This is a genomic window from Citrobacter sp. Igbk 14, from assembly GCF_028069825.1.
In the GTDB taxonomy this organism is placed as follows: domain Bacteria; phylum Pseudomonadota; class Gammaproteobacteria; order Enterobacterales; family Enterobacteriaceae; genus Citrobacter.
Map to the genome: position 1 here is coordinate 14,723 of NZ_JANEWM010000043.1, position 23,416 is coordinate 38,138.

23 protein-coding genes are annotated in these 23,416 nt (G+C 50.4%); 9 read left to right on the plus strand and 14 right to left on the minus strand.

Features of this window, described 5'->3' with window-relative positions; translation table 11 throughout:
• Positions 1 to 45: 45 nt before the first annotated feature.
• Positions 46 to 1,437 carry a xanthine/proton symporter XanP gene (xanP, locus tag NNN64_RS16145; protein ID WP_271442013.1) on the minus strand — a complete coding sequence of 464 codons (1,392 nt, stop codon included), beginning with the start codon at positions 1,435 to 1,437 and terminating at the stop codon, positions 46 to 48.
• A 228-nt stretch (positions 1,438 to 1,665) separates the two neighbouring features.
• On the opposite strand from xanP, the gene gltS reads away from it, so the two are divergent.
• A complete protein-coding gene (gene gltS, locus NNN64_RS16150) occupies positions 1,666 to 2,871 on the plus strand; it encodes a sodium/glutamate symporter (RefSeq protein WP_271442014.1) in 1,206 nt (401 codons plus the stop codon).
• A gap of 40 nt (positions 2,872 to 2,911) precedes the next feature.
• Here the strand turns inward: gltS and recG are convergent, their stop codons facing one another.
• The 5 genes from recG to gmk are packed head-to-tail and all read right to left on the minus strand — an operon-like array spanning position 2,912 to position 8,778.
• Positions 2,912 to 4,993, minus strand: a complete 2,082-nt coding sequence (gene recG, locus NNN64_RS16155; protein ID WP_271442015.1) for an ATP-dependent DNA helicase RecG — start codon at positions 4,991 to 4,993, stop codon at positions 2,912 to 2,914.
• A 5-nt stretch (positions 4,994 to 4,998) separates the two neighbouring features.
• Positions 4,999 to 5,688, minus strand: coding sequence for a tRNA (guanosine(18)-2'-O)-methyltransferase TrmH (gene trmH, locus NNN64_RS16160; RefSeq protein WP_271442016.1), 690 nt, complete (start codon positions 5,686 to 5,688; stop codon positions 4,999 to 5,001).
• 6 nt (positions 5,689 to 5,694) lie between these two features.
• Positions 5,695 to 7,806 carry a bifunctional GTP diphosphokinase/guanosine-3',5'-bis pyrophosphate 3'-pyrophosphohydrolase gene (spoT, locus tag NNN64_RS16165; protein ID WP_271442017.1) on the minus strand — a complete coding sequence of 704 codons (2,112 nt, stop codon included), beginning with the start codon at positions 7,804 to 7,806 and terminating at the stop codon, positions 5,695 to 5,697.
• A gap of 18 nt (positions 7,807 to 7,824) precedes the next feature.
• Positions 7,825 to 8,100 (minus strand): DNA-directed RNA polymerase subunit omega, encoded by a 276-nt coding sequence (rpoZ, locus tag NNN64_RS16170; protein ID WP_000135058.1) that lies wholly within the window; start codon positions 8,098 to 8,100, stop codon positions 7,825 to 7,827.
• Positions 8,101 to 8,154: 54 nt separating this feature from the next.
• Positions 8,155 to 8,778, minus strand: coding sequence for a guanylate kinase (gene gmk, locus NNN64_RS16175; RefSeq protein WP_137382115.1), 624 nt, complete (start codon positions 8,776 to 8,778; stop codon positions 8,155 to 8,157).
• A 261-nt stretch (positions 8,779 to 9,039) separates the two neighbouring features.
• On the opposite strand from gmk, the gene ligB reads away from it, so the two are divergent.
• The gene (gene ligB / locus NNN64_RS16180) at positions 9,040 to 10,719 is read left to right on the plus strand and encodes an NAD-dependent DNA ligase LigB (RefSeq protein ID WP_271442018.1); all 1,680 of its coding nucleotides are present in this window, start codon (positions 9,040 to 9,042) and stop codon (positions 10,717 to 10,719) included.
• Here the strand turns inward: ligB and NNN64_RS16185 are convergent.
• Entirely contained in the window at positions 10,716 to 11,333 is a 618-nt protein-coding gene (locus tag NNN64_RS16185) for a trimeric intracellular cation channel family protein (protein ID WP_003024049.1), read from the minus strand. The two genes, ligB and NNN64_RS16185, sit on opposite strands and share 4 nt — an antisense overlap.
• A gap of 257 nt (positions 11,334 to 11,590) precedes the next feature.
• Positions 11,591 to 12,454: a YicC/YloC family endoribonuclease gene (locus NNN64_RS16190; protein WP_271442019.1), complete on the minus strand. Its 864-nt coding sequence runs from the start codon at positions 12,452 to 12,454 to the stop codon at positions 11,591 to 11,593.
• Between the two features lie 125 nt (positions 12,455 to 12,579).
• On the opposite strand from NNN64_RS16190, the gene rph reads away from it, so the two are divergent.
• Positions 12,580 to 13,296: a ribonuclease PH gene (gene rph / locus NNN64_RS16195; RefSeq protein ID WP_003024054.1), complete on the plus strand. Its 717-nt coding sequence runs from the start codon at positions 12,580 to 12,582 to the stop codon at positions 13,294 to 13,296.
• Positions 13,297 to 13,361: 65 nt separating this feature from the next.
• Positions 13,362 to 14,003 (plus strand): orotate phosphoribosyltransferase, encoded by a 642-nt coding sequence (pyrE, locus tag NNN64_RS16200; RefSeq protein WP_271442020.1) that lies wholly within the window; start codon positions 13,362 to 13,364, stop codon positions 14,001 to 14,003.
• 82 nt (positions 14,004 to 14,085) lie between these two features.
• On the opposite strand, the gene slmA is transcribed toward pyrE, so the two are convergent.
• The 3 genes from slmA to coaBC form a co-directional block, all read right to left on the minus strand.
• A complete protein-coding gene (gene slmA / locus NNN64_RS16205) occupies positions 14,086 to 14,682 on the minus strand; it encodes a nucleoid occlusion factor SlmA (RefSeq protein ID WP_003827257.1) in 597 nt (198 codons plus the stop codon).
• 116 nt (positions 14,683 to 14,798) lie between these two features.
• A complete protein-coding gene (dut, locus tag NNN64_RS16210; RefSeq protein ID WP_061066835.1) occupies positions 14,799 to 15,257 on the minus strand; it encodes a dUTP diphosphatase in 459 nt (152 codons plus the stop codon).
• Positions 15,235 to 16,455 carry a bifunctional phosphopantothenoylcysteine decarboxylase/phosphopantothenate--cysteine ligase CoaBC gene (gene coaBC / locus NNN64_RS16215; RefSeq protein WP_271442027.1) on the minus strand — a complete coding sequence of 407 codons (1,221 nt, stop codon included), beginning with the start codon at positions 16,453 to 16,455 and terminating at the stop codon, positions 15,235 to 15,237. The genes dut and coaBC overlap by 23 nt, the downstream gene beginning before the upstream one ends.
• A gap of 171 nt (positions 16,456 to 16,626) precedes the next feature.
• Here coaBC and radC point away from each other — a divergent pair, with 171 nt between their 5' ends.
• The 4 genes from radC (at position 16,627) to mutM (ending at position 18,900) form a co-directional block, all read left to right on the plus strand.
• Positions 16,627 to 17,292 (plus strand): RadC family protein, encoded by a 666-nt coding sequence (gene radC / locus NNN64_RS16220; protein WP_271442021.1) that lies wholly within the window; start codon positions 16,627 to 16,629, stop codon positions 17,290 to 17,292.
• A 275-nt stretch (positions 17,293 to 17,567) separates the two neighbouring features.
• A complete protein-coding gene (rpmB, locus tag NNN64_RS16225) occupies positions 17,568 to 17,804 on the plus strand; it encodes a 50S ribosomal protein L28 (RefSeq protein WP_003024071.1) in 237 nt (78 codons plus the stop codon).
• A gap of 20 nt (positions 17,805 to 17,824) precedes the next feature.
• Positions 17,825 to 17,992: a 50S ribosomal protein L33 gene (gene rpmG / locus NNN64_RS16230; protein WP_003024094.1), complete on the plus strand. Its 168-nt coding sequence runs from the start codon at positions 17,825 to 17,827 to the stop codon at positions 17,990 to 17,992.
• A 98-nt stretch (positions 17,993 to 18,090) separates the two neighbouring features.
• Positions 18,091 to 18,900, plus strand: coding sequence for a bifunctional DNA-formamidopyrimidine glycosylase/DNA-(apurinic or apyrimidinic site) lyase (gene mutM, locus NNN64_RS16235; protein ID WP_271442022.1), 810 nt, complete (start codon positions 18,091 to 18,093; stop codon positions 18,898 to 18,900).
• 49 nt (positions 18,901 to 18,949) lie between these two features.
• On the opposite strand, the gene coaD is transcribed toward mutM, so the two are convergent.
• The 3 genes from coaD to NNN64_RS16250 all read right to left on the minus strand — a co-directional run bounded on the left by coaD (position 18,950) and on the right by NNN64_RS16250 (position 21,951).
• A complete protein-coding gene (coaD, locus tag NNN64_RS16240; protein ID WP_271442023.1) occupies positions 18,950 to 19,429 on the minus strand; it encodes a pantetheine-phosphate adenylyltransferase in 480 nt (159 codons plus the stop codon).
• Positions 19,430 to 19,437: 8 nt separating this feature from the next.
• On the minus strand, positions 19,438 to 20,715 hold the full coding sequence (gene waaA, locus NNN64_RS16245) for a lipid IV(A) 3-deoxy-D-manno-octulosonic acid transferase (protein ID WP_271442024.1): 1,278 nt from the start codon (positions 20,713 to 20,715) through the stop codon (positions 19,438 to 19,440).
• A gap of 246 nt (positions 20,716 to 20,961) precedes the next feature.
• Positions 20,962 to 21,951: a glycosyltransferase gene (locus tag NNN64_RS16250; RefSeq protein ID WP_271442025.1), complete on the minus strand. Its 990-nt coding sequence runs from the start codon at positions 21,949 to 21,951 to the stop codon at positions 20,962 to 20,964.
• A gap of 311 nt (positions 21,952 to 22,262) precedes the next feature.
• Between NNN64_RS16250 and NNN64_RS16255 the strand changes: the two genes are divergently transcribed.
• The coding region (locus tag NNN64_RS16255) for an O-antigen ligase family protein (RefSeq protein ID WP_271442026.1) at positions 22,263 to 23,416 on the plus strand (1,154 nt) is incomplete at its 3' end.

The following is a 23,416-nucleotide window of genomic DNA, read 5'->3' on the forward strand; positions in this document are numbered from 1 at the left end:
AGAGCGTTACAGCGGCGTTGATTCAGAATCAACGCCGCATTTCGCTTACGCTTTCTCTGGCGGGAAAATCAGGTTCAGAACAATAGCGGTAATACCGCCAGCAGCAATGCCGGAAGAGAGCAGGTTTTTTACCCAGTCAGGCGCAAACTGCAGGATCAGCGGTTGCTGGGAGACGCCGAGACCAACAGCCAGCGACAGTGCGATAATCAGGATGGCGCGGCGGTTCAGCGGTTCACGTGACACGATGCGTACCCCGGAGGCGGCGATAGTCCCGAACATTACCAGCGTTGCCCCGCCCAGAACAGGTTCAGGGATATGCTGTACAAAGCCGCTGACTGCCGGGAACAGACCCAGTGCGATCAGCATCAGCGCCACCACAAAACCAACATAGCGGCTGGCAACGCCGGTTAACTGGATGACCCCATTATTCTGACCGAAGCAGGAGTTCGGGAAGGTGTTGAACACGGCGGAAACAAACGAGTTCAGGCCGTTCGCCAGTACTCCGCCTTTCAGACGTTTCATGTACAGCGGACCCGAGACCGGTTGTTCGGAGACATCGGAGGTGGCCGTAATATCACCGATGGTCTCCAGCGAGGTGATCATAAAGACCAGCATCAGCGGTAGCAGTAAGCTCCAGTCGATACCCAGACCGTAATACAGCGGCGTTGGTACCATGATCAGATCCTGACTTACCGGCGCGGTATTTTGCGGCAACATGCCCATGAACCAGGCCAGCAGGTATCCTGCAGCCATTGCAATCACCAGTGATGCAACGCGCAGGTATGGGTTGCGCTGGCGATTAAGAATGATAATCAGCGCCAGCACGACACCTGCCAGCATCAAATTCTTCGGTGCGCCAAAGGTGTTGTCGCTCATTGCTGCGTAACCGCCGCCAATCGATGTCAGACCCACCTGAATCAGTGACAAACCAATGATCATTACTACCACCCCTGAGACCAGCGGAGTAATAATACGACGTGCCAGATGCAGTACACGCGAGATAACCATCTCGGTGCAGCTTGCCAGCATCAGTGTGCCAAACAACGCCGCCATCATGGTTGGGATATCTGCGCCACCGGTTTTTAGCGCCGTTCCGCCCATAATCAGTGGCGCAACAAAGTTAAAGCTGGTGCCCTGAATGGATAACAGCCCTGAGCCCACCGGTCCCCAGGCTTTGATCTGAATGATAGAAGCCACGCCGGAAGCGAACAGCGACATACTGATAATGTGTTGAGTATCCTGAGCCGGTAAGCCGAGCGCCTGGCAGATTAACAGAGCAGGCGTGATTACCGCGACGAACATGGCCAGCAGGTGCTGACAGGCGGCAAACAGGGTTTGGGCTAGCGGGGGTCGATCTTCAAGACGGTAAATCAGTTCACTGTTGTGAGTCTGCGCAACCGGTTGCGCATTTGTCGACTCTACGGCGTTAACGGACATCAGAGGCAATCCCATGGTGGAAAAGCGGTGATTTTATCTGACTAGGACAGAAAAGCAAACGTTTGCGAGTAACTATTCTTAATATTTAAAACGGATAAACAAACATTTTTATATAACTTTTCATCATTTTCTGCTTAAAATCCACCCCGATAACTCATTAAGAGCTAAAAATCGACCTGGAATGAATCGTGCGTAGCAGAACTGCAAAGCGCACTAATGGAGCTGTATATGTTTTACCTCGATACATTATCAACACTGGTTGCTGCAACCTTGGTGTTGCTGCTGGGGCGTAAGCTCGTCCAGTCAGTCTCTTTCCTGAAAAAATATACGATTCCCGAACCTGTAGCAGGTGGATTGCTGGTGGCGATCGCGTTGCTGGTGCTGAAAAAAAGCATGGGCTGGGAGGTCAATTTTGATATGACGTTGCGCGATCCGCTGATGCTGGCGTTCTTCGCAACTATCGGCCTGAATGCCAATATTGCCAGCCTGCGAGCGGGTGGCCGCGTGGTGGGCATCTTTCTGATTGTGGTTGTTGGGCTGCTATTAATGCAGAACGCCATCGGTATCGGTATGGCAAGCCTGCTGGGTCTCGACCCGTTGATGGGCCTGATTGCCGGTTCGATAACGCTCTCTGGTGGACACGGAACCGGAGCGGCGTGGAGCAAGCTGTTTATTGAACGCTATGGTTTCGCTAATGCAACTGAAGTGGCAATGGCATGCGCAACGTTCGGCCTGGTGCTGGGTGGCTTGATCGGTGGGCCTGTTGCGCGCTATCTGGTAAAACACTCCACAACTCCGGACGGTATGCCGGACGATCAGGCAGTACCGACTGCGTTTGAAAAGCCGGATGTTGGGCGCATGATCACCTCGCTGGTGCTGATTGAAACTATCGCGCTGATTGCTATCTGCCTGACGGTGGGCAAAATCGTTGCGCAAATGTTGGTGGGTACGGTGCTGGAACTACCGACCTTCGTCTGCGTACTGTTTGTCGGCGTGATCCTGAGTAATGGTCTGGCGCTACTGGGCTTTTATCGGGTGTTTGAGCGAGCGGTTTCGGTGCTTGGTAACGTCAGTCTGTCGCTGTTCCTGGCAATGGCGTTAATGAGCCTCAAGCTGTGGGAACTGGCCTCGCTGGCGCTACCAATGCTGGCAATCCTTGTTGTACAGACCGTTTTCATGGCGCTGTATGCAATTTTCGTCACCTGGCGCCTGATGGGTAAGAACTACGATGCGGCGGTGCTGGCTGCCGGGCACTGTGGCTTTGGCCTCGGTGCAACGCCGACAGCGATTGCCAACATGCAGGCGATTACCGAGCGTTTTGGTCCATCACATATGGCGTTTCTGGTGGTGCCGATGGTGGGGGCGTTCTTTATTGATATCGTCAACGCATTGGTGATTAAGCTGTATCTGCTGTTACCGATTTTTGCGCAATAAAGGCCGTGCGGCGGTGTGATAACCGCCGCGATGAAGAGGGTTATGCGTTGGAGTAGCGTTCAGTTTCTGGCATCCAGCGCTCTATCAGCGCCACTGCCTGCTGTGGATAACGTTCGTGAATATGGCGGGCAATGCGCTGAACTTCCGGAATAATTGCCTGATCGCGCAGTAAATCCGCTACCTTAAATTCCGCCGTTCCGGTCTGGCGTGTACCCAACAGCTCACCGGGGCCGCGGATCTCCAAATCTTTTTGCGCAATAACGAATCCGTCGTTGCTGTCTCGCAGCACCTGCAGACGTTTTTGCGCTGTTTTTGACAGCGGTGATTTGTACAGCAGGACGCAGTGAGAAGCGACTGCGCCGCGACCGACGCGGCCGCGCAGCTGGTGTAACTGCGCTAAGCCCAGACGCTCCGGGTTTTCAATAATCATCAGGCTGGCGTTTGGTACGTCTACACCGACTTCAATCACTGTAGTGGCGACCAGCAGATGCATTTCGCCCTGTTTAAACGCAGCCATGACAGACAGCTTCTCGGCAGGTTTCATGCGCCCATGTACCAGACCAATATTAAGCTCCGGCAGAGCGAGTTTAAGTTCTTCCCATGTGGCCTCTGCTGCCTGGGCCTCCAGTAAATCAGACTCTTCGATCAACGTGCAGACCCAGTACGCCTGGCGACCTTCGTGCGTGCAAGCGTTACGCACGCGGTCAATGATGTCGCTGCGGCGGGTATCCGGAATCGCGACGGTGGTGACCGGTGTACGTCCTGGAGGCAGTTCATCAATTACTGATGTGTCGAGATCGGCATAGGCGGTCATTGCCAGCGTGCGTGGGATTGGCGTGGCGGTCATGATTAACTGATGCGGGTGGAACCCCTGCTGCTGACCTTTTTCCCATAGTGCCAAACGTTGATGCACGCCGAAGCGGTGTTGTTCGTCGATGATAACCAGTGCCAGACCGTTGAACTGAACCTGTTCCTGGAAAATAGCGTGAGTGCCGACAATCATCTGTACCTGGCCGCTGGCAATAGCTTCCTGCTGTGCCTGACGCGCTTTACCCTTTTGCTTGCCGGCCAGCCAGCCCACTTCAACTCCCAGCGGTGCAAACCAGTTGCGGAAGTTGTTTGCGTGCTGCTCAGCCAGGAGCTCGGTGGGGGCCATCAGCGCAACTTGCTTGCCATGTGCAATTGCCCGTAGAGCAGCAAGTGCTGCAACCAGTGTTTTCCCGGAACCAACATCACCCTGTACCAGTCGCATCATCGGGACATCCAACGCCATGTCGCGTTCAATCTCGGCGGTTACTCGCGCCTGTGCAGCGGTTGGCTTAAAGGGGAGGGCTGTCAGTAGCTTATTTTTTAGCGTATCGTTCGCGCTCAGCGGCTGGGCGTGAAAACGTTGGGCTCCGGCGCGTAACGCCAGCATGCTGAGGTTGTGTGCCAGCAATTCTTCCAGAATCAAACGCCGCTGTGCCGGATGTTGTCCGGTTTCCAGATCGCTTAGCTGGAGTGACGGCGGTGGACGGTGCAGCGTGCGCAGAGCTTCTGGCAGGCTCATCATCCCTTGTAGTAATTCCGGTGGTAGCAGTTCGGCAATGGCGCAGGTATCAAGCAAATCCAGCGCCTGATCGGTCAGTTTACGCAGTGTTGCCTGCTTCACGCCTTCGGTTGTCGGGTAAACCGGAGTGAGCGTTTCCTGGAGTTCCGGCGTACTGAGATCGCCCTGTACGCGATATTCCGGGTGGATCATCTCGGCGCCATATTTCCCACGTTTGGCTTCGCCGTAGGCCAGCACCCGTCTTCCGGTAGCGAGGCTATTTTTCATCGCGGCGCTGAAATTGAAGAAGCGCATCGTCAGAATACCCGAACCATCGCTTATCTGGCAGGTCATCATCCGGCGGCCACCGAAGGTGATATTGCAATTCAACACTTCGCCTTCAACGGTGGCGTAGACACCGGGCAAGAGTTCGCCAATTGGGTAAAGATGAGTACGATCTTCGTAGCGCAGAGGAAGGTGCAACAGGAGGTCCTGCACGGTGTGCAGGCCAATTTTAGCCAGTTTACTGCTTTGTGCTGCGCCAACGCCCGTCAGAGAGTTGAGTGGGATGGCATCCAGTAAACGGCCTTTCATCGTGTTTATCTCGCAGACTGCATAGTGGCCCACCACGTTGCATCGGCTTCAATTTCGCCCTGCGTATTCACGTGGGGATAGGGGAGTTCTTTGCGCTTCGCCACATTGGCCAGCACTGGATAACCCCCTTCAAACAGCAAACGTTGCTGCTCGCCTTCCGGCAGCATGCTGTTTTCTCGCTGGTACATCCCGGCGTTTTGCCGCTGGCGTTGTGCTTCGTACAGAATCAGCGCCGAGGCGACCGAGACATTCAGCGACTGCACCATACCAATCATCGGAATGATGATGTCCTGATCTGCCAGATCTAATGCTTCCTGGGTGATACCGGTTTTTTCCTGGCCCATCAGGATGCAGGTTGGTCGCGTGTAATCAATCTCGCGGAAATCGACAGCTTTGTCAGAGAGGTGAGTTGCCAGAACTTGCATGCCCTGGCTTTTTAACTGCGTGACGGCATCGCCGATAGTGCGGTGAGTCTTCACCTGCACCCAACTGTTGCTGCCCGCGGCAGAGGAGGCCATGGTGCGCATACGACTACCCGGCCAGACGGCGTGGACTTCATGCACGCCGACGGCATCCGCGGTACGAATGATCGCAGAAACGTTATGAGGTTTGTGGACTTGCTCCATGCAGACAGTCAGATCGGGCTGACGCCGCGCGAGCATCTCGCGGATACGTGCATAACGCTGTTCATTCATAAAAGACTAGTTTCTGTTACGGGTGACTTTAATCACGTCCGGCATGACGCGGATTTTGCGCATAATGTTCGCCAGATGCACGCGATCGCGGGCAGTGAGGCGAATAAAGGCGCTGTAGACGCGGCCATCTTTCTCTTCAGTATTCAGGCTTTGAATATTGGAGGTGGTCGTGTTGATTGCCGCCGTCAGGTTTGCCAGAGCACCCTGGTGGTTAAACATATCCACCTTAATCTCAGTGATGAACTCCTGCTCGGTCTCTTTATCCCATTCAACCGCCATAAACTTCTCAGGCTCTTTCTGGTAGCCACGGATATTACGGCAGGACTCATGGTGGATCACCAGACCTTTACCCGGACTGACGTGGGCAATGATTGGATCGCCAGGAATTGGGCGACAACATTTCGCGAAGGTGATCAGCACACCGTCTGCGCCTTTAATCGGCAGATGACCATGACCAGATTGTGCTGGCGCATTTGCCGGCACCTCACCCTGCTGAAGGTTTTTCGCAACGACCACGCTCATGGCGTTACCCAGGCCGATTTCAGCTAACAGATCGTCAAGCGTGGCGAGCTTCATGCGCTCAAGCTCACGCTGGATGCTCTCTTGCGGGATCTCTGCCAGTTTACGGCTACCGCCTAAGGCATGGTTGAGCAGACGACGACCCAGACTGACGGAATCATCGCGTTTAAGGTTTTTCAGCAGTTGGCGAATTTTGGCGCGAGCTTTTGAACTGACCACAAAGTTGAGCCATGCCGCATTGGGGCGAGCGCCTGGTGCGGTAATGATTTCAACGGTTTGGCCACTGGAGAGCGGCTGCGAAAGTGGGTAAGGCTGCCTGTCTACGCGGGCACCAACGCAGGCGTGACCGATATCGGTATGCACAGCATAGGCGAAGTCGACAGGTGTTGCACCGGCAGGCAATTCGACAATTCGCCCTTCCGGTGTGAAAACATAAATCTCATCCGGGAAGAGATCAGATTTGACGCTTTCAATAAATTCAAATGAGCTACCGGCGCTTTGCTGCAGCTCCAGCAAGCTCTGCATCCAGCGCTGGGCGCGGATTTGTGCCGTAGTACTGGTTTCGCCGTGCTCTTTATACGCCCAGTGTGCTGCAACCCCCATCTCTGCCATCTGGTCCATGTCTTCAGTACGAATTTGTACTTCAACCGGGACGCCGTGTGGGCCGATCATTGAGGTGTGCAAAGACTGATATCCGTTCGCTTTCGGAATGGCAATATAGTCTTTAACGCGACCAGGACGTGGTTTGTACAGGCTATGCATCTGGCCGAGTACGCGATAGCAGGTATCGGAGTCATGAACAATAACGCGGAAAGCGTAGATATCCATGATCGAGTGAAAACGCTGCTCTTTGAGTACCATTTTGCAATAGATAGAGTACAGATGCTTTTCGCGTCCACTTACACGACACGGAATGCCAGCCTCCTGCAAACGCCCTTCGATTTCTGAGAGGATTTTTTGGATCATCTCTTTGCGGTTGCCGCGAGCGGCTTTAACCACTTCTTTAATCACGCGATAGCGGTTCGGGTACAGCGCTTCAAAACCCAGCTCTTCCAGCTCGGTTTTTATGTGATGAATACCTAAACGGTGTGCCAGCGGACTGTAGATTTCGAGAGTTTCACGGGCTATGCGGCGACGCTTATCCGGGCGCAATGAGCCCAGCGTGCGCATGTTGTGGGTACGGTCGGCAAGTTTGATGAGAATGACGCGGATATCCTGCACCATCGCCATAATCATCTTGCGAAAGTTTTCGGCCTGCGCCTCTTTCTTATCGCGAAACTTAAGCTTATCAAGCTTTGATACCCCTTCGACCAGTTCAGCAACACTTTTACCAAAAAGCTGTTCCATATCCTGGTAGGTGGCAGGGGTATCTTCAATCACGTCATGCAGCAGCGCAGCCATTAACGTTTCATAGTCGAGTTTCATCTCGGCCAGAATGCAGGCTACCGCTACCGGGTGCGTGATATAGGGTTCACCGCTTGAACGTGTTTGGCCCTCGTGAGCGTCACGTGCAACGAGATACGCCTGCCGAAGACGCTTAATCTGGTCTTCCGGCAGGTAGTTTTGAATCAGTTGATTCAGGCTTTCAAACAGATACAAGGGCGACCCGCTTTGTGATTAACGACGACCTTCAGCAATAGCGGTAACGGCTTGTAATTCAGCGGCTTCCTGCTCTTGCTGTTCCTGGCGCTCACGCACGTCGAGGATCTGGTTGTTGATCAGACCTTCTTCGATTTCGCGCAGCGCGATTACGGTAGTTTTATCGTTTTCTTCCGGTACGAGCGGATCCTTTCCGCCTACCTGCATCTGACGAGCGCGACGCGCGGCGACCAGTACCAGGTCAAAACGGTTACCAATTTTCTCTACAGCGTCCTGAACAGTTACGCGTGCCATACTTAAAATGCTCCACAGGTGAAGAAATGACTGGGCATGATACTGAATGTGGGTTCAGTCTGCCAACAGTTTGCTGATTAAAGCGTCATGACGCTGCTTTTGGCGGCTCATGCGCAGACGTTCGGCGCGAATGATGGTTTTCAAATCGCCCAGGGCAGTATCGAAATCATCATTCACAATAAGATAATCATATTCGGCGTAATGGCTCATTTCTGCAACAGCTTGCGCCATACGTTTCGCGATTACTTCTTCGCTATCCTGACCGCGGCCTCGGAGACGGCGGTCCAGCTCAATCTTAGAAGGTGGCAAAATAAAAATGCTGCGCGCATGCGGCATTTTTTCACGAATTTGCTGTGCACCTTGCCAGTCGATATCTAAAAAGACATCTACGCCGGATGCTAATACTTGCTCAATGGTTTCACGCGAGGTGCCGTAATAATTGCCGAATACCTCAGCGTGTTCCAGGAACGCATCTCTGCCAATCATGGTTCTGAATTCATCATGGTTCACAAAGAAATAGTGTTCACCATGCACTTCCCCCGGGCGCGGTGCGCGCGTGGTGTGTGAAACAGAAACCTGGGTGTCATACAACGGTTGGGTCTTTAATAAAGCCTGAATCAGGCTGGATTTACCCGCGCCACTGGGGGCAGAAACAATATAAAGCGTGCCTTGAGCCATGAGTATCTTAATGTATGTGATTGTCGAAAGAGAGCCTACATACGGGCTTATTATACACGTAGCCGCTTTGCTACGTAGCCTTTGTCACACTTTTTGCGCATGTTTATTGCGTTTTGCGTACCAGTTTCCTGTTTTACTGGAGGTTTGCTGCAAAAAGTGAAAATGCCAGGAAAGCTGCTCGCATGACGAATTTTTGCCGCTCTGTTTTGACGGCGCTTTGCGCTATACCTGCCGGGAAACGCATTTTCAGGCGGAGGTGGTATGGGGTTATGGAAAAGCATTGTGCTGGTGTTGCTGTTCTGCCATTTGCGGGCCGGGGCCGCGTGCCCCGCCTGGTCTGCGGATCGGGCAAACGAGGAAATGTCGCGACTACAACAGCAGATAACGCAATGGAATGATAGTTATTGGAAGCAGGGTGTGAGTGCCGTAGATGACGGTATTTATGATCAGTTGAATGCGCAGCTACACCAATGGCAACGCTGTTTCGGAGGTGATTCACAAACAGACCTGTCTGCGCCACCGATAAGCGGCTCAATATTGCACCCTGTTCCTCATACGGGTGTTCGTAAGCTGGCAGATAAGCAAGCGGTGCAGCAATGGATGCAGACGCGTAGCGATCTCTGGGTGCAACCAAAAGTAGACGGTGTTGCAGTAACGCTGGTTTATCGGGATGGCAATCTGATTAAGGCGATTAGCCGTGGTAACGGCATCAAAGGCGAAGACTGGACGCACAAGGTTCTCCAGATGCCTTCGATACCGCGGACTGTCCGAGGACTGCTTGCGAACAGCACGCTGCAGGGGGAGATTTTTTTGCAGCAGGATGGGCATATCCAGCAAAAGAAAGGCGGTGTGAATGCCCGTTCTAAGGTTGCCGGTATGATGATGCGGCAGAACACGCCGGAGTTATTACGCTCTCTGAACATATTTATTTGGGCCTGGCCTGATGGTCCTGTGGAGATGACGGAAAGACTACGGCAACTCACTGGTGCGGGATTCAGCCTCACCCAACGCTATACGCAGCCGGTGGCAAATGCGGATCAGGTCGAGCATGCCCGCGCCAGATGGTGGACTTCGGCATTGCCTTTCGTGACGGATGGTGTGGTGGTACGTGCAGAAAAAGAGCCGCAAGCACGGCATTGGTTTCCTGGGCAGGGAGACTGGCTGGCTGCATGGAAATACCCCCCTGTTTCCCGGATATCTGAAGTAACAGGTATTCAGTTTTCTGTTGGTAAGAGTGGAAAAATTGCCGTTGTTGCAGTGTTGGCACCCGTCATGCTGGATGATAAACGGGTACAGCGCGTCAATGTTGGGTCTGTACGACGCTGGAATGAATGGGATATCGCACCTGGCGATCACATTCTGGTGAGCCTGGCCGGGCAAGGTATTCCCCGCATTGATGAGGTTGTCTGGCGTAGTACCCAGCGCACTAAACCAATACCACCTGATGGGCACTTTAATTCACTGACCTGTTTTTATGCCGCACCCGAGTGTTACGAGCAGTTTGTGGCCAGGCTGATCTGGGTTGGGGCAAAAGAGGTGCTGGATCTGCAGGGGATAGGTGAGGCGGGATGGCGGGAGCTGCATCAGGTATTTCACTTTGAGCACATTTTTTCCTGGCTGGGATTAACCCAGGAACAGCTACGATCCACATTTGGGATAAGCAAAGGGGAGAGGCTGTGGCATCAGTTTAATCAGTCTCGCCGTCTTCCCTTCAACCGCTGGGTTGGTGCAATGGGCATACCGTTGACCCAGGCCGCAGTGAATGCCAGCGGTGATAGCGCTTGGCTGCAACTACAACAACGCGATGAAAAAGATTGGCGGCAGCTTCCGTCTATGGGTGAGCGGCGGGTCCAACTGGTGATGCAGTGGCTGAAAAACAGGGAGGTAATAGCGCTGAGCAACTGGTTAGCTGCTCAGCGTATCGCCGGTTTTATGCCTTAATGGCCTTCATGGCGATAATAAAATACCGGTAGTCCCAACTTCAGGCGCAGCGCCAGTAAACGTGCTGTAAAGCCGAACAGTAGGGTAGATATAACCACAACATCGTGGCTGGAGACATAATGTTGCAGCACGATGTAAAGCACGGCAGCGGCAAATGACACGCCGGCATAAAGTTCTTTCTGGAATACGAGCGGAATGCGTTTGCAGAACATATCGCGTAATACACCGCCAAAGACACCGGTGGTCACCGCTGCAACCACGGCAATAATTGGCCCGTGTCCCATATCCAGCGCAACCTGCGCACCGATAATAGAAAAGACCACCAGGCCCAGCGCATCCAGTACGAGGAAGATTTTACGTAGGTAGGGCATTACGGGAGCAATAATCGTTGTCAGTACCGCGGCAGTGGCTACGATAATGACGTATTCAGGGTGTTTTACCCAGCCGAGCGGATAGTGGCCGAGAAGAATGTCGCGCACAGATCCACCGCCAATGGCTGTTGCGGTGGCAATAATAATAACGCCAAATGTATCCATACGACGACGACCTGCCGCAAGCGCACCCGTCATGGCTTCAGCAGTGATACCAATTAAATATAAAACGTGTAACAGCATGTCTTCCCCCTGATTTGCTGGGGGCTAAGGTTAACGATTTGTGCGCACTGTCACGATTGAGATTTTCTAAGGCGAAGTGATTTTAATAACTACAGCTAATGCAGGATTGATGAAAATGCCATATGGCATGCGCTTCATTATATTATTGATGGTGATAAATGATGAGAAAATATAATGCGAAGTGAGAAGTTATAAACATGCTCATCGAAAAAACGCGTAGCGCCGCCGTTTATCGACGGGCTACGTGAGATGGTGACTTACTCGATATTCTGAATCTGCTCGCGCATTTGTTCGATCAATACCTTCAGTTCAATCGCGGAGTTAGTGACCTCTGCATTGATAGACTTGGATGCCAGGGTGTTCGACTCGCGGTTGAATTCCTGCATCATGAAGTCCAGACGGCGACCTACCGCCTCTTTTTTCTTCAGGATGTTGTAGGTTTCTTTGACGTGAGCTTCCAGACGATCCAGCTCTTCCGCCACATCGATGCGCTGCGCCATCAGCACCAATTCTTGCTCAAGACGGTTATTTTCGAGTTGGACCTGCGCGTCTTCCAGTTTGGCGACCAGACGCTCACGCTGCCACTGCAGAATTTCCGGCATATGTGCACGAACCTTCGTCACTTCAGCGCTAACGCCTTCCAGGCGTTGCTCGATCAGTGCTTTCAGTGCCTGACCTTCAGTTTCACGCGCGACAATGAAATCATCCAGTGTACCGTCAAGCGTGGCGAGGATTTCAGCGGCAATAGCATCCAGGTCTTGCTCCTGAGCGGCCATTACACCCGGCCAGCGCAGGATATCGACCGGATTAATTTCGCCTTCATCGCTCTGCATCTTGACCCAGTTAGCAGCGCTAACGAGCTGTTTAGCGAGTTTTTCATTCAGAATGAGTTCGCCTTGTGCGCTGGCATCAGGTTCAAAACGCAGTGTGCATTCGATTTTACCGCGTGTCAGACGTGTGCGGATGCGCTCACGCACAACAGGTTCAAGACTACGGAACTGCTCCGGCAGACGAAAATAGGTTTCCAGATAACGCTGGTTTACCGAGCGCATTTCCCAGGTAGCGCTACCCCATTCACCCTTGATTTCACGCCGGGCGTAGGCGGTCATGCTGCGGATCATAGACGTTCCTGTTTTTGAAGATGAGATGGGAGGATTATAGCCATCCACGTCTTGTCAGGATAGGAATAACCGTCGGAAGTCCGTATAATGCGCAGCCACATTCGTTTCAAGCCGGAGATTTTATCATGCGTCCAGCAGGTCGTAGTGCCAATCAGGTGCGTCCCGTCACCCTGACCCGTAATTATACAAAACACGCTGAAGGCTCCGTGCTGGTCGAATTTGGTGATACCAAAGTGTTGTGCACCGCGTCTATTGATGAAGGTGTTCCGCGTTTCCTGAAAGGCCAGGGCCAGGGATGGATCACCGCAGAATATGGCATGCTGCCTCGTGCTACGCATACCCGTAACGCACGTGAAGCGGCAAAAGGTAAGCAGGGTGGCCGTACCATGGAGATCCAGCGTCTTATTGCGCGTGCGCTGCGTGCAGCAGTTGACCTGAAAACTCTTGGCGAGTTCACCATTACGCTGGACTGCGATGTTATCCAGGCTGATGGTGGTACGCGTACCGCATCCATTACCGGTGCCTGCGTCGCTTTGGCTGACGCGCTGAACAAACTGGTAGCAAGCGGTAAGCTGAAAACCAACCCAATGAAAGGGATGGTTGCGGCAGTCTCCGTAGGTATTGTAAATGGCGAAGCGCTCTGCGACCTGGAATACGTTGAAGATTCTGCCGCAGAAACCGACATGAACGTGGTGATGACCGAGGACGGTCGCATTATTGAGGTACAAGGTACGGCAGAAGGTGAGCCGTTCAGCCACGAAGAGCTACTCACCCTACTGGCATTGGCCCGAGGGGGAATTGAATCCATTGTAGCGACGCAGAAGGCGGCGTTAGAAAATTGATTTTAAAGGCGACTGATTAGTCGCCTTTTTTTTGTCTGTAATAAAGTGAGATGAGGAGCGAATCCATGAAACCGTATCAGCGCCAGTTTATTGAGTTTGCGCTTAGCAAGCAGGTACTAAAGTTTGGCGAATTTACGCTGAAATCCGGGCGCAAAAGCCCCTATTTCTTCAACGCCGGGCTGTTTAATACCGGGCGCGACCTGGCACTGTTAGGCCGTTTTTATGCCGAGGCGCTGGTGGATTCCGGTATTGATTTTGATCTGCTGTTTGGCCCTGCGTACAAAGGTATTCCTATCGCTACCACAACAGCGGTTGCATTGGCGGAGCATCACGACAAAGATTTACCGTACTGCTTTAACCGTAAAGAGGCGAAGACCCACGGCGAAGGCGGCAACCTGGTGGGGAGCGCGCTACAAGGACGTGTGATGTTGGTTGATGATGTGATCACCGCCGGGACAGCGATTCGTGAGTCAATGGAGATTATCCAGGCGAATGGCGCACGGCTTGCTGGCGTATTGATTTCTCTCGATCGTCAGGAACGTGGGCGTGGCGAGATTTCAGCTATCCAGGAAGTAGAGCGTGACTATGGTTGCAAGGTGATTTCTATTATTACTCTGAAAGACCTGATTGCCTATCTGGAAGAGAAGCCTGAAATGGCAGAACATCTGGCAGCCGTGCGAGCATATCGCGAAGAGTTCGGCGTATAAGAACTGCCGGATGGCGCTGCGCTTATCCGGCCTACGCACTTACCGGGCCTACGGTTTACGTAGGCCGGACAAAACGAAGTCGTTACTGCAACTGTGCGGCAACTAACGGCCAGCGGGTGTCAAAGTCATCCGTTGGACGGTATTTAAATTCGCTGCGCACAAAACGAGATAACATACCTTCACAGAAAGCCAGTAACTGACTGGCCAGCAGCGTTTCATCTACAGTGTAACCTTCGCCTTCACGCATTCTTTTTTCTCGCAGAACCTGGCGCAACTGTGCCTCAATGCGTTCAAAAAGCTGGTTAATACGGCCTTGCAGACGATCCTGTTCAAACATGAGCGCATGCCCGGTCAGAATGCGCGTCAGACCGGGGTTACGTTCACCGAATCCTAAAATCAGCAGAACGATCAGACGCAGACGTGCGTTGGTGTCCTTTTCATCTTTTAAGATCAGATTGATACGGGTAATCAGACTATCTTCGATAAACTCAATCAAGCTATCGAACATGCGGGTCTTGCTGGGAAAATGGCGATACAATGCCGCTTCGGAAACGCCCACAGAGGCTGCCAGTTTTGCTGTCGTGATACGCTGGCTTCCATCACTGGATTCCAGCATCAGCGCCAGAGACTGAAGTATTTCTTCGCGACGATTCCTTTTCGCAGTTTGCTTTTCTACCATGTTACAAAATACCCCTGAAAATAAGCACTTGCCAGGCAGGCATCCACACAGCGACCGCAAACGACTGTTTGCGGTATGTTATTGCGTTATTACGCTGAGGGATGCTTCTCTACGGGTTACTTGCGCCCGGAATGGCCGAAGCCGCCTTCGCCACGATCGGTGGCTTCAAACTCTTCCACCAGATTAAATTCAGCCTGCACAACCGGTACAAAGACCATCTGTGCAATACGTTCGCCTGGCTCAATGGTGAAGCTATCCTGGCCACGGTTCCAGATAGACACCATCAGCTGACCCTGATAGTCGGAATCAATCAAACCGACCAGGTTACCCAGTACGATACCGTGCTTATGACCCAGACCTGAGCGTGGCAACATCACTGCGGCCAGTGAAGGATCGGCGATATGGATGGCTAACCCGGTTGGCACCAGCGTTGTTGCGCCAGGCGCTAATTCTACGGCGTCATCAAGGCAGGCACGCAGGTCAAGTCCGGCAGAACCAGAGGTGGCGTACGTCGGGAGCGGAAATTGTTTCCCTACGCGCGGGTCCAGAATTTTAACGTCGATTTTTTTCATCATAACGGGTCACGATCTCGTCGAGTAATAGTTGGCCCAGGAGTTCTTTGCGCTCAAGCGGTAAGACTTTATCTCCATCCTGCCAAAAAAGGTGTAATGCGTTGCTGTCGCTGTTAAATCCTTGAGTAGAAAGCGAAACATCGTTCGCACAGATCACATCAAGGTTCTTGCGGAGGCGTTTTTGCCGGGCATATTCTTCCACATTATTTGTTTCGGCGGCAAACCCAACGACAAAAGGACGGTTAGCATCCAGTGCGGCAACACCGGCAATAATATCCGGGTTCTTGATCATTTTTACTGTTAATTCATCGCCCTGCGTCGCCTGCTTTTTGATTTTTTCGTGGGCGACGGTCTCCGCGCGATAATCAGCAACTGCGGCGCAGCCAATAAAAATATGCTGCTGCTGCACTGAAGATTGCACGGCTGCTTCCATTTCTAATGCCGTCATGACATCTACGCGCTGTACAAAAGCAGGCGTGGGCAGAGAAACGGGGCCCGATACCAGAGTGACATTCGCCCCGCGTCTGGCTGCTGCGGCGGCGATAGCAAATCCCATCTTCCCGGAGCTATGGTTGGAAATATAACGCACAGGATCAAGCGGTTCGCGCGTTGGGCCCGCGGTTATCATGATATTGAGATGTTGCAGATCGTTTACAGAAGAAAAATGTTCTGCCGTCATATCCACAATTGTTAAGGGATCCAGCATACGGCCAGGACCGATGTCGCCACATGCCTGACTACCACTGTCGGGTCCCCAAATGAGTAAACCGCGGGAGGCGAGGACGCCAAGATTATGTTGAGTTGCGGCGGCGCGGTACATTTGCTGGTTCATGGCTGGCAGCACTGCAACAGGAGCAGGGGTTGCCAGACAGATTGTTGAAACCAGATCGTTGGCCATACCTGCTGCGACGCGAGCAATCAGATCTGCCGTGGCGGGGGCCAGAATAACTAAATCGGCCCACTTACCCAGTTCAATATGACCCATTGCGGCTTCAGCAGCGGGGTCAAGCAGGCTGTCGGATACCGGATATCCCGAAACTGCCTGTAAGCTCAGGGGAGTAATAAAGGCTTTTGCCGCGTCAGTCATTGCTACGCGGACGTCTGCACCACGTTCCCGTAAGCGACGTACCAACTCAGGGGTTTTGTACGCAGCAATGCCACCACTGACGCCAAGTACAATTTTTTTACCGGCCAGGCTCATCATGATCTTTCCTGTTGGGTTACACCAGAAGGCGGATATTTTATCACACTCCATCATTTATCGTGCTTTTGACCGTGATCCACTTTGCGAAGCGCCACGAGGAATGGATAACAGAGCATCGATCCGCCGCTGGTGTTATGCCACCATGCGGATGCGAAAGGGAGGAGAAGCATGAAAAATACAGGATGTTTGATGCCCCGGGAAAAGATGATGGAGTTTGGGGTCAATTCACTGACGGACGTCGAGTTACTGGCGCTGTTTTTACGCACTGGAATCAGGGGAAAAGATGTCCTGACGCTGGCGAAAGAAATGCTACAGCAATTTGATTCGCTTTATGGCTTGTTGTCGGCTGACTACATGGATTTTAGCCTGGTTCAAGGCATTGGCCTTGCGAAGTACGCTCAGCTTAAGGGCATTGCTGAGTTGGCAAGACGCTACTACGACGTGCGGGTGATAGAAGAAAGGTCGATACTTAGCCCGGAAATGGCACGCGAGTTTCTGCAAAGTCAGCTATCGCAAGAAGAGCGCGAGATCTTTTTGGTGATCTTCATGGATTCGCAACATCGAGTGATAAAACACAGCAAACTTTTTTCCGGGACGCTTAGCCATGTAGAGGTGCATCCGCGAGAAATTGTCCGTGAAGCGATAAAAATGAATGCGTCGGCGGTGATCCTTGCGCATAATCACCCCTCGGGGTGTGCAGAGCCGAGCAAAGCAGATAAACTCATCACCGAGCGTGTTGTGAAATGCTGTCAGTTCATGGATATCCGGGTGCTTGATCATCTGATAATTGGGCGCGGAGAGTACGTTTCTTTAGCGGAACGCGGTTGGATTTAACGCACTTTACGCGATCCATCGGGATCTTTGTCTGTTCGGGACTTGAGCACATCGCTGACTCAGCGTATACTACGCCACCTTTGAGAATCTCGGGTTTGGCATTTGGGCCTGGCAATCGAGAGTTCGCAAATACATAAAATCATTCATTCGGCATCCAACGACGTTGCAGTATGAACGATTAAGTGTATTGAACTGCGATAACCGGGCTGAGAAGCCTGACGAGGCGCCAATACCCCATACGAAGCTCGAGCTAATTTGATTTTTGGAGAATAGACATGTCCCGAGTCTGCCAAGTTACTGGCAAGCGTCCGGTGACCGGTAACAACCGTTCCCACGCACTGAACGCGACTAAACGCCGTTTCCTGCCTAACCTGCACTCTCACCGTTTTTGGGTTGAGAGCGAGAAGCGTTTTGTCACCCTGCGTGTATCTGCTAAAGGTATGCGTGTAATTGATAAGAAAGGCATCGAAACAGTTCTGTCCGAACTGCGTGCCCGTGGCGAAAAGTACTAAGTACTAAGAGGAAATAAATCATGGCTAAAGGTATTCGTGAGAAAATCAAGCTGGTTTCTTCTGCTGGTACTGGTCACTTCTATACCACTACGAAGAACAAACGTACTAAGCCGGAAAAACTGGAACTGAAAAAATTCGATCCAGTTGTCCGTCAGCACGTTTTATACAAAGAAGCGAAAATCAAATAATTTTCGTTTTGATGTAAAGAAAAACCCTGCCTCGGCGGGGTTTTTTGTTTTCTGGCCGTCCCCATATTAATGAGACCTGTTACAGCGCCGGAGATGCTATGCCTGAATTACCTGAAGTCGAAACCAGTCGCCGTGGTATTGAGCCGCATCTGGTAGGGGCGAAGATTCTACACGCCACTGTGCGTAATGGTCGTTTGCGCTGGCCGGTATCTGAGGAAATCTATCGCCTGAGCGATAAACCTGTGCTGAGCGTACAGCGCCGCGCGAAATACCTGCTGCTGGAACTGGCGGATGGCTGGATTATCATTCATCTGGGGATGTCGGGTAGTCTGCGTATTCTTCCTGAAGAACTTCCCGCAGAAAAGCATGATCACGTCGACTTAGTGATGAGTAATGGCAAAGTCCTGCGGTATACCGATCCTCGACGTTTTGGCGCCTGGCTGTGGACGAAAGAACTGGATGGACATAATGTCCTCGCTCATCTTGGCCCAGAGCCGCTGAGCGACGATTTCAACGCCGCTTATCTCCAGCAGAAATGCGCAAAGAAGAAAACGGCGATAAAACCCTGGCTGATGGATAACAAGCTGGTAGTGGGGGTGGGAAATATCTACGCCAGTGAGTCTCTCTTTGCGGCTGGCATCCACCCTGACCGCCTGGCATCATCGCTGTCGAAAGATGAGTGTGAGCTGCTGGTACGCGTTATTAAGGTTGTATTGCTGCGCTCTATCGAACAGGGTGGAACGACGCTGAAAGATTTTCTGCAAAGTGACGGCAAGCCGGGCTATTTTGCTCAGGAATTACAGGTTTATGGACGTGAAGGTGAGCCTTGCCGCGTATGCGGAGCGCCAATTGTTGCGACTAAGCACGCTCAGCGAACGACGTTCTACTGCCGTCGCTGTCAGAAATAACATCCATTGCAGGCCGGATAAACCTTGTCGGCTTACCCGGCTAAATGCACTACTTCAGCTTATCCATTAGCGCCTGATGAACATTTTTCGGCAGGAAGTGGGTCACGTCACCCTGGTGGCGGGCGACTTCTTTAACCAGCGATGATGAAATAAACGACCACTCTTTAGAAGGCATCAAAAAGACGCTTTCCAGTTGAGGCATTAAGTGGCGGTTCATGTGCGCCAACTGCATTTCATACTCAAAATCAGCCACAGCACGCAGGCCACGAATCAGAATATTGGCCTGATTATCGCGGGCAAAGTTTGCCATTAAATCGCTAAATCCCATGACTTCTACATTACCCAGATGCGCCGTTGCTTGCTGTGCCAGTTGAACGCGTTCTTCCAGCGTGAACATCGGTTTTTTACTGGGGCTTGCGGCAATTGCCAGGATCACGTGATCAAACATGCTTGTCGCGCGTGTCACGATATCAAGATGGCCGTTAGTTATGGGATCGAAGGTTCCTGGATAAATCGCCCGTTTTTGCATGACAGCCCTCAATGCGTTTTGGGTGGCAGGTAAGGTTCCAGCAGCTGCAGCAGACGCTGTAGCGCGCCTTGGTTTTGGTACAGTACTTCAACAGCATGGCGACCATAAAAATTACGATAATCTTCATCGGTCAGTAGGGACGAAACCTCTTTCACCAGCGTGGTGACGTCAGTGACGGTGATCAACCCACTTGCCTGTTCCAGTCGGGCGCAAATATCTTTGAAGTTAAAGGTATGCGGGCCCATCAATACAGGAATAGCATGTGCCGCTGCTTCCAGTGGGTTGTGCCCACCACGCTCAACCAGAGAGCCGCCGACAAAAGCAAGATCGGCAATTCCGTACAGCAGCATCAGCTCACCCATCGTGTCGCCAATAACCACCTGGGTACTTGAGGACGGAACTTCGCCAGAAGAGCGTGTGGTAAAGCTTAGACCAGCCTGGCGTACGAGGTTAATGGCATCCGGGAAGCGCTCAGGGTGTCTGGGAACCAGAATCAATAAAAGATTCGGGAACTGATGTAACAGCGCCTGATGAGCTGCGATGATGATGCTTTCTTCCCCGTCATGCGTGCTGGTCGCAATCCATACCGGGCGATGAGGTGCCCACTGGCGTCGTAACGTAACTGCTTTAGCGGCCAGCTGTGGGGTGACGGAAATATCAAACTTCAGGCTACCGGTGACGGTGACCTGATTGCTTCTGGCTCCCAATGCAATGAAGCGAGCGCCATCTTCTTCGTTTTGTGCAGCAATCAGCGTAATGCGGCGTAATAGCCTGCTAACAAATTTCCCTAATTTAGCGTAGCCAGTGGCTGAACGTGCGGAAAGGCGTGCGTTGGCGATGACCAGCGGGATATGGCGCTTATGCAGTGCAGCGATCAAATTTGGCCAGAGCTCGGTTTCCATAATTAACACCAGTTTGGGGTCAACTTTATTCAGGAAACGGTTCAGTGCATCCGGTAAATCATAGGGAAGATAGATATGTTGAACGTCTGTGCCAAAAGCAGATTGCACGCGCTCAGAACCGGTTGGCGTCATGGTGGTAACCGTGATCGGCAAATCGGGGTAACGATGTCTCAGAGCGCGGACTAATGGGATTGCTGCCAGCGTTTCACCCACGGAAACTGAATGGAGCATGATGCCGCCTGGTTTCAGTGGGCGGCGATAAAAACCGTAGCGTTCACCCCAGCGTTTACGGTACGCCGGAGCTTTACGTCCGCGCACCCAAAGCCGTATCCAGATCAGAGGCTGAATAAGGTAGAAAAGGGCGGTGTAAAGCAATTCTAGCATAATAGTAGCTGGCTTATGGATGTGCTGGGGATTCTATGTATTTAACTATGGCTTTACCATCATTTTTGCTGATTTTTTGAGGAAACTGTACGGATCACGAGAAAGGGGGCCTGAGTTGTGTTGTCCCGCTTTGTAATCTCTGCAGTGGAAGGCTAAAAACGGAATGGTTATGGTCATAAAAATCGATCATTTTATGCAATATGCCAGAGACACAACCATTCCTGAAAAGATAATAATATCAGAGTATTAGCGTTTTTTCTGTGTTTGATATTTGTTAACTAAATACTTAACATAGAAAATAAAAGCACCGAGGAGATGACCATTGTGTTTTAAATGTGTGCTTTTCCGCGATAGCTGTTTATACGTAGTAGGCGCCAATAAAGGAATATCTTTCCACGGCGAATTCTCTCTGGCTATTTTGAAGTATTCGACTTCAGCATAATATTGCACCCAGTCATGCCAGGGTTTAGTGACACCGACATAGTGAATGAATACCGTTTGTGATGTGATTTTAAAGGCATCACCACCTTTCTTGGCTAACGTATCGATGTTAAAGAATGAATTGAATTTATGGTCCAGAATTTTTACGCGATCATTGAAGAGAACGTTCAACGCATCCTGATCGGGATGTGAAAAACGGTTTTCATTGACCTTTGAAATGACCTGCAGAGTCAAATTAGTATCTTTTAATTCTGGAAGATTAAAATACATAAAGCCTGAGTTGAAGTACAGACCTGGATTGATACCGGCAACAGCAGACGTATCGACAAAGCTATCATGGACAGCCATTAATACATCGCCATTAAATTCTTCCGTGAGTAGCGAGGCAAGGCTTCCTTTACATATAATATCAGAGTCAAGATATATAATACTACTGAGTTTATCGGCAAAATAATCGATTGCAATAAGTCTGAAATAGATTGAATAATTCCATGCCTTAGATGCAGTAGGTAGATTTTTTAATTCATTATCATCCAGTACATAAAACGTAATGCAGGTATTGTATTGACTTGCCAGGACAGAAAAAAGATGAAGTTGATGTTCATCAAGATAATTAGTGAAAATATGGAAATGGAAGTTCAGATCCCGATTATTTAAAAGTACCGATGTTATTGAAACGCCCGTACCGTAGAGAAAGGGTCTGTCAGCGCCATAGGTAATATTGACACATGTACTTTTTTTATCGTCATTTTCAATATGTGCATTCTTAATATATTTTATTATATTTTCTTTCACATCTTTTTCCTTTTGATTCTTTCAGAGTGCACGCGTGTTTATGTAAGACAAAATGGCTCTCCTGTCGGCATAGAATAGAACAAACTGTAAAGGAAGGAAAGAGATACTTGGCGACTAAATTTCCTTTATTAATCATTATGTTATGTGAAAATATTTTTGTGGCCAGAATGAAGGTACACAGTGAGAGGAAGAGACTAAAATTAATGGGGGATTTTTACGATGTTATATAATAAGATATGCCCCATAAATCGTGCGAGTGAGTGTTTGTTGTTGATTAACAAGGCAATTTGAAGAAGTGAGATTTGAATTTTATGAATCAAGTAAGATACAGTCAAAATGGTAATATCTTGATTTTAAGCAAAGTTGTATTGGTCTTAATGATTTTTGGCTTATTTACGATAGATAATCAGGGGGTGCTAAATATGACCTCTTTGCTCGCTGTGGTTTTATCTATTTACTATATTAAAGCCAATAAAATAGATATTAAAAACATTGTGCTCGATCTCATGCAGAAGAGAAAATTATTGTTACTCTTCACGTTATGGTGTGTTTTTTGTATTGTATTTTTTACCTATAAAGATAAATCTCTTGATGCCTTTGCCATATTGATAAAAGACTGGCGTTACCCGTTAGTGATGATGTTGTTTTTTGGCGCATTCAGTAAACATATCACCTCACTGAGACAGTTTTTTGTCATTGGTGCGATACTTACTCTATCCTATATTGTCTTAGTGGTGCCAATTTTAAGAATTATAAAAAATAACCCGCAGGAACTGTATCTACAGCTTCGCTATGGTTTCGCATTCTATGTTGTTATGCTATTTCCGTTTGTATTAACAGGGGCGATCTTATTCAAGAATCACTTCCTGAAAACAGTATTATATATCATCTCTGCGCTTGCATTTGTCTTTTTATCATACACCGGGAGTCGGGCAGGGATCTTAGCAGTTGTTGTTGAGATTTTCCTGATTTCATTTCTGGTGAGTAAAACCATCAAGAGATTTATCGCTGCTACCTGTGGCTTGCTATTTATAATGGTTGCTTTGCTTTTCGGGGCCTACAACACAGTGGGTCAGGTAAAAATGAAAGTCGATCAAACTCTGCAAATGAATAACGTCACATCCAGTCGTGATGAAATCATCTCAGACCGTTTTCCTTTAGTAATGAAAAATATCAACAATGCCGTCTTTGGCATTGGGTATGGAAATTCTACATACAATCAGTATTTAGAGGACCATAATGCGCCGAAAAATGGTGGGGTATATTCTGAACGGAACAATGGTTATAATATAGATGAACCGTTCTTTATGATAATTCTTTATAATGTTGGGGCAATGGGTCTCTTCTTATTTAGTGCGGCTTTTTTCATTACATTTAAAGACATATATGCCCGAGCCAGAAGCCAAAAAGATATTTTTAGCATTTCATTACTGTGCTCTCTTGTTGGCTATATTCTGGTATATTG

Excerpts from the sequence above, each read along its gene's own strand:
- xanP (WP_271442013.1), bottom strand. The coding sequence starts at position 1,437 with ATGTCCGTTAACGCCGTAGAGTCGACAAATGCGCAACCGGTTGCGCAG.
- gltS (WP_271442014.1), top strand. The coding sequence starts at position 1,666 with ATGTTTTACCTCGATACATTATCAACACTGGTTGCTGCAACCTTGGTG.
- recG (WP_271442015.1), bottom strand. The coding sequence starts at position 4,993 with ATGAAAGGCCGTTTACTGGATGCCATCCCACTCAACTCTCTGACGGGC.
- trmH (WP_271442016.1), bottom strand. The coding sequence starts at position 5,688 with ATGAATGAACAGCGTTATGCACGTATCCGCGAGATGCTCGCGCGGCGT.
- rpoZ (WP_000135058.1), bottom strand. The coding sequence starts at position 8,100 with ATGGCACGCGTAACTGTTCAGGACGCTGTAGAGAAAATTGGTAACCGT.
- gmk (WP_137382115.1), bottom strand. The coding sequence starts at position 8,778 with ATGGCTCAAGGCACGCTTTATATTGTTTCTGCCCCCAGTGGCGCGGGT.
- ligB (WP_271442018.1), top strand. The coding sequence starts at position 9,040 with ATGGGGTTATGGAAAAGCATTGTGCTGGTGTTGCTGTTCTGCCATTTG.
- NNN64_RS16185 (WP_003024049.1), bottom strand. The coding sequence starts at position 11,333 with ATGCTGTTACACGTTTTATATTTAATTGGTATCACTGCTGAAGCCATG.
- NNN64_RS16190 (WP_271442019.1), bottom strand. The coding sequence starts at position 12,454 with ATGATCCGCAGCATGACCGCCTACGCCCGGCGTGAAATCAAGGGTGAA.
- rph (WP_003024054.1), top strand. The coding sequence starts at position 12,580 with ATGCGTCCAGCAGGTCGTAGTGCCAATCAGGTGCGTCCCGTCACCCTG.
- pyrE (WP_271442020.1), top strand. The coding sequence starts at position 13,362 with ATGAAACCGTATCAGCGCCAGTTTATTGAGTTTGCGCTTAGCAAGCAG.
- slmA (WP_003827257.1), bottom strand. The coding sequence starts at position 14,682 with ATGGTAGAAAAGCAAACTGCGAAAAGGAATCGTCGCGAAGAAATACTT.
- dut (WP_061066835.1), bottom strand. The coding sequence starts at position 15,257 with ATGATGAAAAAAATCGACGTTAAAATTCTGGACCCGCGCGTAGGGAAA.
- coaBC (WP_271442027.1), bottom strand. The coding sequence starts at position 16,455 with ATGAGCCTGGCCGGTAAAAAAATTGTACTTGGCGTCAGTGGTGGCATT.
- radC (WP_271442021.1), top strand. The coding sequence starts at position 16,627 with ATGAAAAATACAGGATGTTTGATGCCCCGGGAAAAGATGATGGAGTTT.
- rpmB (WP_003024071.1), top strand. The coding sequence starts at position 17,568 with ATGTCCCGAGTCTGCCAAGTTACTGGCAAGCGTCCGGTGACCGGTAAC.
- rpmG (WP_003024094.1), top strand. The coding sequence starts at position 17,825 with ATGGCTAAAGGTATTCGTGAGAAAATCAAGCTGGTTTCTTCTGCTGGT.
- mutM (WP_271442022.1), top strand. The coding sequence starts at position 18,091 with ATGCCTGAATTACCTGAAGTCGAAACCAGTCGCCGTGGTATTGAGCCG.
- coaD (WP_271442023.1), bottom strand. The coding sequence starts at position 19,429 with ATGCAAAAACGGGCGATTTATCCAGGAACCTTCGATCCCATAACTAAC.
- waaA (WP_271442024.1), bottom strand. The coding sequence starts at position 20,715 with ATGCTAGAATTGCTTTACACCGCCCTTTTCTACCTTATTCAGCCTCTG.